Below are 14,048 nucleotides of genomic sequence, written 5' to 3' on the forward strand. Positions count from 1 at the left end.
AGGGCACGCGGTCCCCTGAATTTCGACATTCTCGAACAAGTGAGAACATCATGAAACGTACTTACCAACCGTCCGTGACGCGCCGCAAGCGCACCCATGGCTTCCGTGTCCGCATGAAGACGGCAGGGTGTTGCCAGAAATCGTTCATCAAGTAACTGTCGTTTTTTGCGTGCACAGCGCGGCTCGCCGGCGCCCTTGTCGCGGTGGCGCAACAAGGCCCGAAGCGGTCGTGCGAGCGTGCCTCGGACGCCTGCGTCACAGTGTTGGAGGGGCAGGCGCGAGCCGAAGCGGCGTGCGGGATTCTTGGAGATAAGGCGAGATTCTACCGCCAAACGCGGCCACAGCGCGAGTTATCCACAGGCCGGTTATGTGGGGCGCGGGGCCGGATCGGCCGGGGCGCGCACAGGCGAGCGACTCCTAAAGTATTGACCGTCAACAGAAAAACGGTTTAAATAGCGGGTTCCGCGAAAACCAATCCTGTATTCCCGGCGATTGCGTTCGCCCGAATGCCTCCGGTTAGGGCACGCGGTCCCCTGAATTTCGACATTCTCGAACAAGTGAGAACATCATGAAACGTACTTACCAACCGTCCGTGACGCGCCGCAAGCGCACCCATGGCTTCCGTGTCCGCATGAAGACGGCAGGTGGCCGCAAGGTCATCAACGCTCGCCGCGCGAAGGGCCGCAAGCGCCTCGCCATCTAAGGCAGGTTGCGCGCTGTGTCCGCCGTCCGCAGTCCTGCGGAAGGTGCCGTCGAGCCGGGTGCGAATCCGTCGCAGACGAAAGCCGCCTTCCCGAAAGCTGCGCGACTTCTGAAAACGGATGAATTTTCATCCGTTTTTCGTTTGCGCCCTTGGCGGCGCTCCGCGCACTTCGTGATTTACGGCAAGCCGACCGGTCAGCCCGCGCGTTTGGGGCTCGTCGTCGGTAAGAAGTATGCGCCGCGTGCGGTTACCCGTAACCTCGTGAAGCGGCTGGCGCGCGATCAGTTTCGCCTGCGCCGGATCGAATTCGCCGGTTACGACCTGCTGCTGCGGCAGCACACGCGCTTCGACAAGAAAGCGCTGCCGAGCGCGGCCTCCGCCCCGCTCGCGGCGATGTGTGCGGCCGAGATCCGCGAACTGCTCGACAGGGCAGTCCGGGAAATCGCCCGCCGCGCGTCGAAGCCCGCGTCCGAGTGACGCATCCGTCCGCGGTGCGGCGTTCGCGCCTGCCCGGCCGGTTTTGACGCGGCGCCGAACGGCGTCGCCCAAGGTATGGAAACGGTATTGATCGCCTTGCTGCGCTTCTACAAGGTTGCCGTGAGCCCTATGCTCGGCAACCGTTGCCGTTTTTATCCTTCCTGTTCGGATTACGCGCGCGAGGCAATCCAGTATCATGGCGCCGCGCGCGGCACGTATCTCGCCGTCAGGCGCGTGTGCCGATGCCATCCGTTTTCCGCGGGCGGCATCGACCTCGTCCCGCCGCCCAACTCCGACACTCGCGCTCGCGGCGAAGCCGACGCGCGGTCCCATCGACTCTGAGACAACGCATGGATATCAAACGCACCGTCCTATGGGTGATCTTCTTCATGTCAGCTGTCATGCTGTACGACAACTGGCAGCGGTCCCATGGACGCCCGTCGATGTTCTTCCCGAGTGCCACGCAGACGGCCCCCGCGGCTGCAGCCGGCGGCGCATCGGGCACGGGCGCGACGACGACGACCGCAGGTGAAGTGCCTGCCGCCGCAGTCGGCGCCGCACCGTCGACGACGGCACCGGCCGCCCAGGCGCAGCTCGTGAAGTTCTCGACCGACGTGTATGACGGCGAAATCGACACGCGCGGCGGCACGCTGGCGAAGCTGACGCTGAAGAAGCAGGGCGACGGCAAGCAGCCCGACCTGTACATCACGCTGTTCGACCACACGGCCGGCCACACGTATCTCGCACGCTCGGGCCTGCTCGGCGGCGATTTCCCGAACCACAACGACGTCTACACGCAGCTGAACCCCGGCTCGACGTCGCTGACGGGTGACCAGAACGCGCTGAAGCTGTCGTTCGAATCGCCGGTGAAGGGCGGCGTGAAGGTCGTGAAGACCTACACGTTCACGCGCGGCAGCTACGTGATCGGTGTCGACACCAAGATCGACAACGTCGGCACGGCGCCTGTCACGCCGACGGTCTACATGGAACTCGTCCGCGACAACACGGCCGTCGAAACGCCGATGTTCTCGCACACGTTCCTCGGGCCGGCGGTCTACACGGACGCGAAGCACTTCCAGAAGATCAACTTCAGCGACCTCGACAAGAACAAGGCCGACTACGTGACCTCCGCCGACAACGGCTGGGTCGCGATGGTGCAGCACTACTTCGCGTCGGCCTGGATTCCGCAGCAGGGCGTGAAGCGCGACATCTACGCTGAAAAGATCGATCCGACGCTGTACCGCGTCGGCGTGAAGCAGCCTGTCGCCGCGATCGCACCGGGCCAGTCGGCCGACGTGCAGGCGCGCCTGTTCGCCGGTCCGGAAGAAGAGCGCATGCTCGAAGGCATCGCGCCGGGCCTGGAACTCGTGAAGGACTACGGCTGGGTGACGATCATCGCGAAGCCGCTGTTCTGGCTGCTCGAGAAGATCCACGGCTACATCGGCAACTGGGGCTGGTCGATCGTGCTGCTCACGCTGCTGATCAAGGCCGTGTTCTTCCCGCTGTCGGCTGCGAGCTACAAGTCGATGGCGCGCATGAAGGAAATCACGCCGCGCATGCAGGCGCTGCGCGAACGCTTCAAGAGCGATCCGCAGAAGATGAACTCGGCGCTGATGGAGCTGTACAAGACCGAGAAGGTCAATCCGTTCGGCGGCTGCCTGCCGGTCGTGATCCAGATCCCGGTGTTCATCTCGCTGTACTGGGTGCTGCTCGCGTCGGTCGAAATGCGCGGCGCGCCGTGGGTCCTGTGGATTCACGACCTGTCGCAGCGCGATCCGTTCTTCATCCTGCCGGTGCTGATGGCCGTGTCGATGTACGTGCAGACGAGCCTGAACCCGACCCCGCCGGACCCGGTCCAGGCGAAGATGATGAAGTTCATGCCGATCGCATTCTCGGTGATGTTCTTCTTCTTCCCGGCCGGCCTGGTGTTGTACTACGTCGTGAACAACGTGCTGTCGATCGCGCAGCAGTACTACATCACGCGCAAGCTCGGCGGGGCCAAGAAGAAACCGGCCTGACGCCCGTTGCATACGTGGGGCGGCATGTTCGCCCCGCGATGCATGAAAAAAGCCGCATGGTTCGCCCATGCGGCTTTTTGCTTTTTGCGGGTCCGGTGGTGCGGGCTCAGGCCTTCTTCGATTCGCCCGAGTCGCCGTAGAACTGCTCGACCAGTTCCTGCACGAGGTAGCGATGATGCGGCGACAACGCCTCGATCTTCGACGCGAGTTCGATCGTCTCGGGCGTGGGCGGATAGCGCTCGTCGCGCGGCAGCGGTTGCGGTGTCGGATGTTCGATCACGCTCGGCGACGGGCCGTAATGCAGCCAGTGGACCTCGACGCGCAGCCATTCGGCGAGCGTGGCGAGTTTGTCCGACGTCGGGATCGTGCGGCCCGTCAGCCATTTGTGCGCGGTTTGCGGCGAAACGGGCTGCGCTCCGCGGTGGCGCAGGTTGAATCGGTTCGCCAGCTCAGTCGCACCGGTGACCTTCTCCGGGCTGCGCCGCAGGGCGAATTTCAGGCGTTCCGAGAACGCGGCTTTTTCTTCGGATGTCGGCATGGGGGAGATTGTGCAATTCCACCGCCGCGTTTCAGACAACCATTCGGGATAAACGTATCCCATTCAGACGAATCCCGGTCTTGATCGGGGTGCGTGGCGAAATTGAGGGCCACAGCGTTGGGCCGCTCCAGCAGCCATACTCGTCCGAAGCGGTGGCTGTGACATTGCGCCGGGCTGATACTTGGCTTATCCCTGGCGGGATAAATTCGAGCGTGTCCGAATCATGAGCGGCGACCGGTGGCGTGTGTGCCGGCACGCTACAATGCCGGCGTTCCGATGCCCGAACCGTTGCGCGGGCGCACCATATTCCCTTGATCACCCGATTCATCCGATTCCCATGCTCGCTACCGATTCCGATCCGATCGTCGCCATTGCCACTGCTGCCGGCCGGGGTGGCATCGGGGTCGTCCGCGTGTCGTTCGGGCGCGGCGGCGAGACGGCTGCGTTGCCGCTGATCGACGCGTTGTGCGGGCAGAAGCTCGCGCCGCGCCATGCGAGCTACGTGCCGTTCCTCGACGAGCATGGCGCGCCGCTCGACCGCGGGATCGCGCTGTACTTCCCGGCGCCGCATTCGTACACCGGCGAGCACGTGCTCGAGTTGCAGGGGCACGGCGGGCCGATCGTGATGCAACTGCTGCTGCAGCGCTGCCTGGATGCGGGGCGCGGCTTCGGGCTGCGGCTCGCGGAACCCGGCGAATTCACGCGCCGCGCGTTCCTGAACGACAAGCTCGATCTCGCGCAGGCCGAGGCCGTGGCCGACCTGATCGAGGCGAGCACCGAAGCGGCGGCGCGTTCGGCCGGGCGATCGCTCGATGGCGCGTTCTCGCGGCAGATCCATGCGCTCGTCGACGACGTGATCACGCTGCGGATGCTGGTCGAGGCGACGCTCGATTTTCCGGAAGAAGAGATCGACTTCCTGGAAGCGGCCGACGCGCGCGGCAAGCTCGCGAAGATTCGCGCGCAGCTCGCGCACGTGCTGGGCGACGCGCGGCAGGGGGCGTTGCTCCGTGAAGGGCTGTCGGTCGTGCTCGCGGGGCAGCCGAACGTCGGCAAGTCGTCGTTGCTGAATGCGCTGGCCGGCGCGGAACTGGCGATCGTCACGCCGATCGCGGGCACGACGCGCGACAAGGTGGCGCAGACGATCCAGGTCGAAGGGATTCCGCTGCACATCATCGACACGGCCGGGTTGCGCGAGACGGAGGACGAGGTCGAGCGGATCGGTATCGCGCGCACGTGGAGCGAGATCGAGCGCGCGGATGTCGTGCTGCATCTGCTGGATTCGCGTATTGGGATGACGGCGGATGACGAGACGATCGCGGCGCGGTTCCCGGGCGGCGTGCCGGTGGTGCGTGTGCTGAACAAGACGGATCTGACCGGTGTGGCGGCGTGTGTCGAGCATCCGGCGGCGGAAGGCGATCTGACCGAGGTGCATCTGTCGGCAAAGCGCGGCGACGGGATCGACATGCTGCGCGCGGAGCTGCTGCGGATTGCAGGGTGGCAGGCGGGGGCGGAAGGCGTGTATCTCGCGCGCGAACGGCATCTGATCGCACTGCGGGCTGCGCAGGAGCATCTCGCGCAAGCGGCGGATCATGCGGAGCAGCGCGCGCAGTCACTCGATCTGTTTGCCGAGGAACTGCGGCTCGCGCAGGAACAGCTCAATGCGATTACCGGGGAGTTCACTTCGGATGATCTGCTGGGGGTGATTTTCAGCAGGTTTTGTATCGGGAAGTGAGTAGACCCGGCTGAACCGCTATTCGCGCCGTAACACTGCGCTCAAGCTCTGTCGTCTTTAGACTCCGAAGCGAATTCGAACACGCGCTCCCTGCGCTGCAGGACTCGCCCGCGGCGACCACCCCCGTGCCGTTGAACGATGGCGTCACCAACGATCAGGGCACGGCTGCCTGGGGGCGCCGACACACGCACCGAGTCGGCCGGTGCGCCGCCGGGCGGATGCGATCGTGGCGTGGAATCACCGAGGGGCGAAGGGGCAAGCGGCGCAGGCAACGTTCTTCCGTCATAAAGCGAGCCGCTCGTGTAACCTTCGTCGCGCCATTTGCTCAGCACGCGGTTGATCTGCGCGTCGAGCGCGTGCCGGCGATCTTGCGGCAAATCATCGATGTCGACGCTCAGCGCGACGCAAATGGCAACATCGTCGAGATCAAATGAGGCAGTCACATTCTGTGCGAATGCCCCTCCTGCCGCATCCGAGATTGCGTTTGCGTCGTCCTGAAGCGCTGTATGCGCGTCGCGCCATTGGCTCAAACTTGTCGTCGATGCGGGCTCGCCTGCATTGATCGATGGACGTTGTCGTGGCCGGTGAAATGAGATCGAGATGACGCATGGAGGCCGCATTTCGCCGTAGGCCATGTGGTAGTAGCCGGCGGTGATCAGGGCAATCAGTCCGATGAGAATGCCAATCCCGCCCCACGTCCCGCTTGCCGGTGAGTAAACCGCGATCGCAACGGCGCATGCTGGAATGATGGTTGCCAGCAGTTTGCCGAGGACGAACACGAGCAAGAATGGCTTTGGGCCGACGAACGGCCGTTTGCGACGATTGAGGATGCTTTTCAGCGTTGGGCGCGCCAACTGTTGATAGAGCAGCATGGCAACGGTTAGAGCCGCCAGCCCGACGAAGCCTACGAAGAAATATTGTGAGGAGGGGCGGGCCCACAAGTCGGACATGACCTCGAGGGGAACGTCGTCGCCAACGCCTTTCGGGAGGAGCGCGCGGTAGCGTTCAACGAATGCGCCCGTCAGATGATAGGTAGCCCACGCAGATAGACCTGTCGGCACGAGCCAGTCCATGGCCCAGCGCTTGATCCAGCCGAAACGCCCTGCCTCCATTTTGGGAAGAGGGACACGGAGATAACGGTTTCCAGCGATCGAGACGTCGTTATGCCACTTCTGTCGGTCGAACAGCTTCATGTTTCAGTAGGTTCATTGTTCTAGTGACGACGAGTGTCGCGGGACGACAGTGCGACAGGAACTCGCAGCAGTAAACAAGTGATATCGGCTGGAACGTGAAGAACTGAATGGCGCGTCGCCGATTGCTATTCGATGCGGCCGACCTGGCTGGCCGTCGCTCCAAACTCTGGTGCATCCGGGACATAGCAGTCATGACGCGGCATTGCAATTTGACGTTGAGATACCCGACTGCAAAGCCAATGAACGATTACCCGCATGGAATGCGAGTGAGGCGTGCCGTGCGGTCAATTACCGTGGGGGATCGGCAGAGGCGTGTGGGCGCCCGTAACGCTCCGGCGACGATTCAAATCGCTGCGCGCGATATGAACCATATGCCGGAGGTGCGGAATCACGTACGACGCTCGGTATTCATCCGAGTTTCAGCGGAATGACGATGCCGTGCTTAGCGGGAAGGCATCAATCCCAATGACGATGATGGTAGTACCCGCCACCACCGTAATACCCGCCACCATCAGGTACCACGATACAGCCGCTCAACAGCACGGCGACGCCGGCAATCAGCAAAAGGGTCTTCTTCATCGCGTTCACCTGCTCGGGTTCAATATGAAACCCAGCATAGCGAGCGCTCGCAACACCGGCTGTAAGCGATCGTTTCCCTGTTCCGCAATCCGTAACGGCGGATTATTCCGGTCACAATGACCGTAACAAATTGCCAAACAGCAGACGTTTTCAGGCGGTGACGACCCTGTTTCGCCCCGTATCCTTCGCACGATACAGCGCGGCATCGGCGGCTTCGATCAACGCATCGGGTGTCGACAGATCGTCGGTCGACACGGTCGCGCAGCCGACGCTCACGCTTACGCGTCCGGCGGGTGCGGTCGGCATCGCGAGATCGAGCCGCAGCACCGCTTCGCGCGCTTCCTCGGCAACCACCCGCGCGCCGCGCGCGCCCGTGTTCGGCAGCACGATCGCGAACTCCTCGCCGCCGTAGCGCGCGACGATGTCCGCCGGCCGCCGCACCGCGCCGGCCAGCGCATTCGCAACCGCGATCAGGCATGCGTCGCCCTTCACGTGACCGAACGCGTCGTTGTACGCCTTGAAGCGGTCGACGTCGACCATCAGCAGCGACAGCGGTTCGCCTTGCCGTCGCGCCTGCAGGAACAGCGTGTGGAAATGATCGTTGAAGTGCATGCGGTTGAACGCGCCCGTCAGGCCGTCGCGTGCGGACGAGCGGATCAGCGTCGCGTGCGCCTCGAACAGCCGCTGGTACAGCATCGTTACTTCCCACGCGAGCACGCACACGAGCACGCCCGGCGTGAACATGCTGAACACGCGCGCGAGGTACCAGCCGACCGTGAAGCGATTGGTGCTCATCAGGTTCAGCGTCGTATCGGTGAGGCACGCGAGCACCGCGATCGCGAGCCACAGGTCGAGCGTCGTGCGCAGCCGGCCGGTGGCCAGCACGGCCACGAGCGCCAGCGCGTTGAGCAGCCACACGATCAGCGCGACGGCGTTGACGGGCAGCACGGCCGCATCGCCCGGCGGATGAAACGCGGGTGGCAGCGACACGTTCAGCGCAAACAGGCACAGCAGCCCCGCGACGACCGCCGGCCCGCCGATCAGCGCGAGCGTCCACCAGCGTGTCTGCTGCGCGCCGATCGGGGCGCGCGCCAGCCGCTCGCGCGCGAGCAGCGCGACCATCACGAAACCCGGGAAGCCGGCATGCCAGAAGATCCACATCCACGCGGCGCTTTGCGGTTGCGCGCCGAACAGCCCGTGTGGCGCGAACACGCCGGGAAAGGTGAGCAGCTGCAGCGCGACGGCGAGCGCGGTGAACGCGTAGGCGCCGCCGAGCGCGCCGAGCACCGGCTGGCGCGTCACGGTGAACTGCGCGCCGAGAAAGAACGCCGCGATGCTCGCGGTGGTGAACACGGTGAGCGCACACATCGGCATGAACGGCTCGACGGCCGGCAGCGCAACGTTCGCGTGCGGCGCGGCGATCCCGAGCGCGAGCACGATGACGAGCGCCGTCAGTGCGCCGAACCAGAGCTGACGGCGGGTCGTGTGCTGGATCAGGATGCCTTCCATGGTGTTCCCCGGGCACGTAGGCGGAAACGCCCGGTCTTGCGCCGGGCGACAGGCAACCGGCCGCTGCGCGACCGGTGCGGCCTGATCCTATCGCGTTATGGGTGTGCGCTCAAACCCCGAGGCCGGGACCGAAGTTGCCGGCGACCCACTGCGTGACGGCGTTGACGTCCGCGTAGTCCTGTTCGGGCAGGCCGTCGAGCATCGACAGCACGTCGTTGCTGGCGCCGGCGTCGCGCGCGGCATCGACGATCGCATCCTTGTTGGCCGGGTAACGGACGGCCGCCAGCACGTCGGCGATCTGCAGGTCGATCGCTTCGTTGGGAATGTCGTGCGGAGGCTGGGCGGGCTGGTCGTTCACGGCGGCGTCTCGCGGAGTGAGCGGGTTGGGTGGCTTGAGCGGTATTCGGGTGCGTAACGGTGCGCGTTGTGCGTTCACTTGCCAGGGCGACCAGGCAGGCGCGCCCCGCGGATGAACGGCGATCGACTCAATGCTCGCGTCGCACGCGGCGCCACGGATGCTTCCAGTCGATGTGCGGTGCGTTTTCGTCGCGCGGATGCTGGCGCCGGTGTTCCTGCCAAAGTTCGTCGGAAAACAGCGCCGCTACGATGACGAGCGGCAGCACGAGGAATATTCCGAGTATGACTTGCTCGAACACGATAGCCTCCTTGCGGTGGCAGGAACCCTTGCTCCCATTCTAGGCTCTGAACTTCGCCCGCGTTCAATTTCTTACAGTGCGAAACAGGCCCGGATGCGGCCTTGCCGCACGGGCGCCGGCATCAAAAAGGACATGAACATGCAACTCCAGAACGATACCAACACGCTCGCGCTACGGCCGCTGGAGCGCCAGGACCTGCGCTTCGTCCACGAGCTGAACAACGACGCAAAAATCATGCGCTACTGGTTCGAGGAGCCGTACGAAACCTTCTCGGAACTGTCACAACTGTACGACCGCCACGTGCACGACCAGCGCGAGCGCCGTTTCGTCGCGGTCGACGCGCAAGGTGAACTGGTCGGCCTCGTCGAGCTGATCGAGCTCGACTACATCCATCGCCGCGGCGAGTTCCAGATCATCATCGCGCCGCAATGCCAGGGGCGCGGCTATGCGGGGCAGGCGACGCGCCTTGCGATCGAGTACGCGTTCAAGGTGCTGAACATGCGCAAGCTGTACCTGATTGTCGATACGTCCAATGCGGCGGCGATTCATGTGTACGAGAAATGCGGATTTCAGCACGAGGCCGAATTGAAGGAAGAATTTTTCGGAAACGGCGCGTATCACAACGCTTATCGCATGTGCATTTTTCAGCGCGATTATTTCGAGCGCCAGCAATCCACCGTGAATAAAGCAGGGTAAACACGCTGGCGAAAGGCGCCTGCGGCGTGGGCTTCCGCGGGCGCTGGATGCATGCGGAGAACTACGGATAAATACGGATTCGCTTATACCTGGCATTTTTCTTGTATCAGGTAAATGCGATTCCGCGTTGCGGTAAAGTCGAATCGTTTCGGATGACTTTATGTGCAGCGCATCAAAATGATCCGGATAGCGAAATGGATTATCCAAACCGTTCAATCGCCGCATTGTAACTTTGCTGAAAGTCTTGCTGCGCAATGCTTTCCGCCCGGCGGCGCGGGCCTGTTCTCCATGCAGCGCACGTCGTCCCGCCTGCGCATGGTGCGAAAAACGGGCTGCGCACGGGGTGCGACAATCCGCCGCTATTGCGGTCGCACAACAAATGTGCTTGATATCGCTTGCCGGTCTTCTAAAGTGAAAAACGCGGGTTCACGATCACCTGTAAACGCATAGCTAACCCAAGCCTGGTGCCCGCAAGCCTGGAGACAGAACATGATGAAGCGTACCGGTGTCCTTTTTGCCCTCGTCGGCGCATTTTGCGCGGTGTCGATTGCCCAAGCCGGCGGCGATTCGGCCGTCAAGCCGAAGCAGGAAATCCAGTTGACGAAGAACGCATGGGGCTGCCTGTCGAAAGACAATCTGGACTCCGTACTGAGTCACGAGCGTGACGGCAAGTCGCAGGCGAAGCAGCAATACTTCGACGACTACCGTTGCCTGTCGGTGCCGGAGGGCCAGCGCTTCCGCGTGGTGTCGGTCGACCAGGGCGACGTGCAGTTCGTCAGCGCCGACAACAGCGACCAGCAGGGTCTCTGGACCGATTCGCGCTTCGTCAAGCAGTAACCGTTCTTTCACCGCGCCGTCACACGACGCGCGAGCGCGCCGGCCCGATGAGCCGGCGGCGCGAACCGAACACGGCCCGGCAGATGCCGGGCCGTTGCGCTGTGGGTGGCGCATGACACGCGCCGGACGGCCAGCATTCGGTATCATCACGGCCCGACCGAACCGAATGCCCGCCCGGGCCGCATCCGCATGGCGCTGAAATCCACGATCTACAAAGCCGAACTGCAAATCGCCGACATGGATCGGCACTACTACGCCGATCACGCGCTGACGGTGGCACGCCATCCGTCGGAAACCGACGACCGGATGATGGTGCGCATCGTCGCGTTCGCGCTGTTCGCGCACGAGCGGCTCGAATTCTGCAAGGGGCTGTCGGACGTCGACGAGCCCGATTTGTGGCAGAAGGATCTGACCGGCGCGATCGACGTCTGGATCGAAGCCGGGCAGCCCGACGAGCGGCGCATCTCGAAGGCGGCCGGCCGCGCCGGGCAGGTCACGGTGATCGCATACGGCGGCAAGACGTCGGATATCTGGTGGCAGGGGGTGCGCAGCAAGGTCGAGCGGCTGCGCAACGTGCAGGTGCTGTCGCTGAACGACGGTGTCGCGGCCGCGCTCGGGAAACTCGCAGAGCGCACGATGCGCCTGCAGTGCACGGTGCAGGACGGCGCCGCGTGGATCTCGAGCGCCGACCACGATCCGGTCGCGGTCGAATGGACGGTGCTGAAGGCGCGCGCGGACGCGTGACGGCCTGCGCGCCGGCCGCGTTCAGCCGATCGCGGCCGGCGGCCCCTTGAATTCCAGCATGTTGCCTTCCGGATCGAACAGGTAGATCGACGGCCCGTAGCCGCCGGCGCCGTAGCGCTCCGCGGGCGCGCCCGGCCGTGCGCCATGCGCGGCGAAATGGGCGGTCAATGCGTCGGGATCGAACGGCTCGACGCGCAGGCACAGGTGATCGAGGTTGCGTCCCGTGCCGGGCGGGCCGCTGTCGGGACGGTCGATCGGGCCGCCGACCGACAGCAGGTCGATCAGTGCGTCGCCGGCACGCAGCTGTACAAGGCCCAGGTCGGGCTGTTCCTTCTCCACGTGGCAGCCGACGGCGTCGCAGTAAAAGCGCGTCATCGCAGCCATGTCGGTCACGCGCAGCACGATGTGATCGATCGCGCGGATAGTCGGTTTCATGGGCAGGCTCTCCTTCGCAGTCCATGAGCATCGAGTGTAGACGCATCACGCCTGCGCCGCCGGCCGGAACGCGGCACAATCGACGGACGAAAAAAAGCCCGTTCACGCAGAGCGGAACGGGCTTAATCCATATCAGGAGGAGACATGGAGGAGACAGTTCCAACTATACACACGGCGATGGTGCGACGCAATATTTCGAATGCAAAAAAACGTCAGGACGGCGATTTGTCGCATCTGCGGTGCAGCAAAATGGTGACGGGACGATGACGAAATCGGCGCTGGAACGGCCGGCGCGCGCGTTTTGTCGGATTTATTTTTAGTCGATGCGCCCCCGATTATCCGGGGCGAGTCAGAGCAAGAATCACAGAGCAAGATTCAGGGCGCGACGGTACGTGCCGATGTCTAGAGTAGGCACCATCTACACTAGAGAGTGCGAGGTTCAGATGAAAACCGCCTATCCGACCGATGATGCCCGCTGGGGCGCCGTCACCGAGCGCGATCCGCATGCGGACGGCGCGTTCTTCTACGCCGTGAGCACGACCGGCGTGTTCTGCCGCCCGACCTGCGCGTCGCGGCAGCCGCGTCGCGAAAATGTGTCCTTCTTCGCCGATACGGCCGCCGCGCGTGCGGCCGGCTTCCGGCCCTGCAAGCGCTGCCAGCCGGAAGGGCTGCCGCGCGAGCTCGAGATCGTCAACCGCGCGTGCGCGGTGCTCGACGCACATGCCGAACGGCTCACGCTGCAGCAACTGAGCGATGCCGTACACGTGAGCCCGTTTCACCTCCAGCGGCTCTTCAAGCGCGTGGTCGGCGTGTCGCCACGGCAGTACCAGGCCGCACAGCGCGGCGCCGCGTTGCGGCAGGCGCTGCAAAGCGGGCAGCCGGTCACGCAGGCGGCCGTCGATGCGGGCTTCAACTCGCCGTCGCGGCTCTATGCGTCGGTGCCGCGCGAGCTCGGGATGGCGCCGTCGGCGTTTCGCCGCCAGGGTGCCGGCCTGCGGATCGACTATGCGACCGCATCGACGTCGCTTGGCACGGTGCTCGTCGCCGCGACGGAGCAGGGCATCTGCCGGATCGCGTTCGGCGACGAACCGGCAGTGCTCGTCGGTGAGCTGAAGGACGCGTTCGCACGCGCCGAGCTGGTCGAAGCGTCGACACGACTCGCGCCGTTCGTCTCGCAGATTCGCGCGTACCTGGACGGCACACGGCACGCATTCGACCTGCCGCTCGACATCGCGCCGACTGCATTCCAGCAGCGCGTATGGGAGGCGCTGACGCATATTCCGTACGGCGAAACGCGCAGTTACTCGGAGATCGCCGAGGCGCTCGGTTCGCCGCGCGCGGTGCGTGCCGTCGCGTCTGCGTGCGCGTCGAACCCGGTTGCGCTCGCGATCCCGTGCCACCGCGTCGTACAGAAGGGCGGCGCGCTTTCCGGGTATCGTTGGGGCGTGCGCCGCAAGGCGACGCTGCTCGCGTCCGAGGCGCGGCATGTGCATGACGATCAAACCGAATCCGTTGCGGAGGGCAGCGCAGTTTGAGCATCGCAAAAACAACGATCACATCCATCGTGAACGGCGGCCAGGTGCCGCCGTCCGCGCAAATGGAACTGCGCTTCAATGCGCCTTACGACTGGGCGCGCGTGCTGCGCTTCTTCAGCGGGCGCGCGATTCCGGGCGTCGAGCAGGTGGCGGACGGTGTGTATCGCCGCATCGTCGACCTGCACGGCGACGCCGGCCGGCTCACGGTCGCGAAACATCCGCGCAAGCATTGCCTAGTCGCGACGGTCGAAGGCGCGGTCGCGCGTCATGTCGACGACGCGTTCGCCGCGCGCGTTGCGACGATGTTCGATCTCGGCGCCGATCCGGCCGCCATCGGCAGCGGGCTGGCGCGCGATCCGTGGTTCGCGCCGCTCGTCGAGGCCGCGCCGGGGCAGG

General features: G+C 64.4%; 16 protein-coding genes and 1 pseudogene. 11 read left to right on the forward strand and 6 right to left on the reverse strand.

Going from position 1 to position 14,048, the window contains the following annotated elements:
- Positions 1 to 50: 50 nt before the first annotated feature.
- The 5 genes and pseudogenes from rpmH (G3N99_RS22035) to yidC all read left to right on the forward strand — a co-directional run.
- A pseudogene (rpmH, locus tag G3N99_RS22035) lies at positions 51 to 128 on the forward strand (50S ribosomal protein L34); the annotation flags it as partial.
- A 440-nt stretch (positions 129 to 568) separates the two neighbouring features.
- Positions 569 to 703: a 50S ribosomal protein L34 gene (rpmH, locus tag G3N99_RS22040; RefSeq protein ID WP_004198824.1), complete on the forward strand. Its 135-nt coding sequence runs from the start codon at positions 569 to 571 to the stop codon at positions 701 to 703.
- A gap of 15 nt (positions 704 to 718) precedes the next feature.
- Positions 719 to 1,180 (forward strand): ribonuclease P protein component, encoded by a 462-nt coding sequence (locus G3N99_RS22045; RefSeq protein WP_174937325.1) that lies wholly within the window; start codon positions 719 to 721, stop codon positions 1,178 to 1,180.
- Between the two features lie 75 nt (positions 1,181 to 1,255).
- Positions 1,256 to 1,522, forward strand: coding sequence for a membrane protein insertion efficiency factor YidD (yidD, locus tag G3N99_RS22050; RefSeq protein ID WP_006750110.1), 267 nt, complete (start codon positions 1,256 to 1,258; stop codon positions 1,520 to 1,522).
- Positions 1,523 to 1,530: 8 nt separating this feature from the next.
- Positions 1,531 to 3,198, forward strand: coding sequence for a membrane protein insertase YidC (yidC, locus tag G3N99_RS22055; RefSeq protein WP_206123470.1), 1,668 nt, complete (start codon positions 1,531 to 1,533; stop codon positions 3,196 to 3,198).
- Between the two features lie 106 nt (positions 3,199 to 3,304).
- Here the strand turns inward: yidC and G3N99_RS22060 are convergent, their stop codons facing one another.
- Positions 3,305 to 3,736, reverse strand: a complete 432-nt coding sequence (locus G3N99_RS22060; protein WP_174937329.1) for a transcriptional regulator — start codon at positions 3,734 to 3,736, stop codon at positions 3,305 to 3,307.
- A gap of 337 nt (positions 3,737 to 4,073) precedes the next feature.
- On the opposite strand from G3N99_RS22060, the gene mnmE reads away from it, so the two are divergent.
- Positions 4,074 to 5,468 carry a tRNA uridine-5-carboxymethylaminomethyl(34) synthesis GTPase MnmE gene (gene mnmE, locus G3N99_RS22065; RefSeq protein WP_174937331.1) on the forward strand — a complete coding sequence of 465 codons (1,395 nt, stop codon included), beginning with the start codon at positions 4,074 to 4,076 and terminating at the stop codon, positions 5,466 to 5,468.
- A 41-nt stretch (positions 5,469 to 5,509) separates the two neighbouring features.
- Here the strand turns inward: mnmE and G3N99_RS22070 are convergent, their stop codons facing one another.
- The 4 genes from G3N99_RS22070 to G3N99_RS22080 all read right to left on the reverse strand — a co-directional run bounded on the left by G3N99_RS22070 (position 5,510) and on the right by G3N99_RS22080 (position 9,107).
- Positions 5,510 to 6,661: a hypothetical protein gene (locus G3N99_RS22070; protein WP_206123471.1), complete on the reverse strand. Its 1,152-nt coding sequence runs from the start codon at positions 6,659 to 6,661 to the stop codon at positions 5,510 to 5,512.
- A 456-nt stretch (positions 6,662 to 7,117) separates the two neighbouring features.
- A complete protein-coding gene (locus G3N99_RS42395; protein ID WP_021157980.1) occupies positions 7,118 to 7,240 on the reverse strand; it encodes a hypothetical protein in 123 nt (40 codons plus the stop codon).
- Positions 7,241 to 7,390: 150 nt separating this feature from the next.
- Positions 7,391 to 8,749, reverse strand: a complete 1,359-nt coding sequence (locus G3N99_RS22075; protein ID WP_206123472.1) for a sensor domain-containing diguanylate cyclase — start codon at positions 8,747 to 8,749, stop codon at positions 7,391 to 7,393.
- Between the two features lie 109 nt (positions 8,750 to 8,858).
- A complete protein-coding gene (locus G3N99_RS22080) occupies positions 8,859 to 9,107 on the reverse strand; it encodes a DUF2795 domain-containing protein (protein WP_174942515.1) in 249 nt (82 codons plus the stop codon).
- 436 nt (positions 9,108 to 9,543) lie between these two features.
- Between G3N99_RS22080 and speG the strand changes: the two genes are divergently transcribed.
- The 3 genes from speG to G3N99_RS22095 all read left to right on the forward strand — a co-directional run bounded on the left by speG (position 9,544) and on the right by G3N99_RS22095 (position 11,682).
- Positions 9,544 to 10,101 carry a spermidine N1-acetyltransferase gene (gene speG, locus G3N99_RS22085; RefSeq protein WP_174937339.1) on the forward strand — a complete coding sequence of 186 codons (558 nt, stop codon included), beginning with the start codon at positions 9,544 to 9,546 and terminating at the stop codon, positions 10,099 to 10,101.
- A gap of 489 nt (positions 10,102 to 10,590) precedes the next feature.
- A complete protein-coding gene (locus G3N99_RS22090; RefSeq protein WP_174937341.1) occupies positions 10,591 to 10,938 on the forward strand; it encodes a hypothetical protein in 348 nt (115 codons plus the stop codon).
- Between the two features lie 189 nt (positions 10,939 to 11,127).
- Positions 11,128 to 11,682, forward strand: coding sequence for a YaeQ family protein (locus G3N99_RS22095; RefSeq protein ID WP_039364653.1), 555 nt, complete (start codon positions 11,128 to 11,130; stop codon positions 11,680 to 11,682).
- A gap of 21 nt (positions 11,683 to 11,703) precedes the next feature.
- Here the strand turns inward: G3N99_RS22095 and G3N99_RS22100 are convergent, their stop codons facing one another.
- Positions 11,704 to 12,117, reverse strand: a complete 414-nt coding sequence (locus tag G3N99_RS22100) for a VOC family protein (protein ID WP_011353604.1) — start codon at positions 12,115 to 12,117, stop codon at positions 11,704 to 11,706.
- A gap of 443 nt (positions 12,118 to 12,560) precedes the next feature.
- Here G3N99_RS22100 and ada point away from each other — a divergent pair, with 443 nt between their 5' ends.
- Complete coding sequence (gene ada / locus G3N99_RS22105; protein WP_174937343.1) at positions 12,561 to 13,652, forward strand: bifunctional DNA-binding transcriptional regulator/O6-methylguanine-DNA methyltransferase Ada; 1,092 nt, start codon at positions 12,561 to 12,563, stop codon at positions 13,650 to 13,652.
- Positions 13,649 to 14,048, forward strand: a 400-nt coding sequence (locus G3N99_RS22110; protein WP_277396404.1) for an AlkA N-terminal domain-containing protein, incomplete at its 3' end; no start/stop codon positions are given. The genes ada and G3N99_RS22110, both read left to right, overlap by 4 nt.

It is taken from the genome of Burkholderia sp. Ac-20392 (assembly GCF_017104585.1).
GTDB lineage: Bacteria > Pseudomonadota > Gammaproteobacteria > Burkholderiales > Burkholderiaceae > Burkholderia > Burkholderia lata.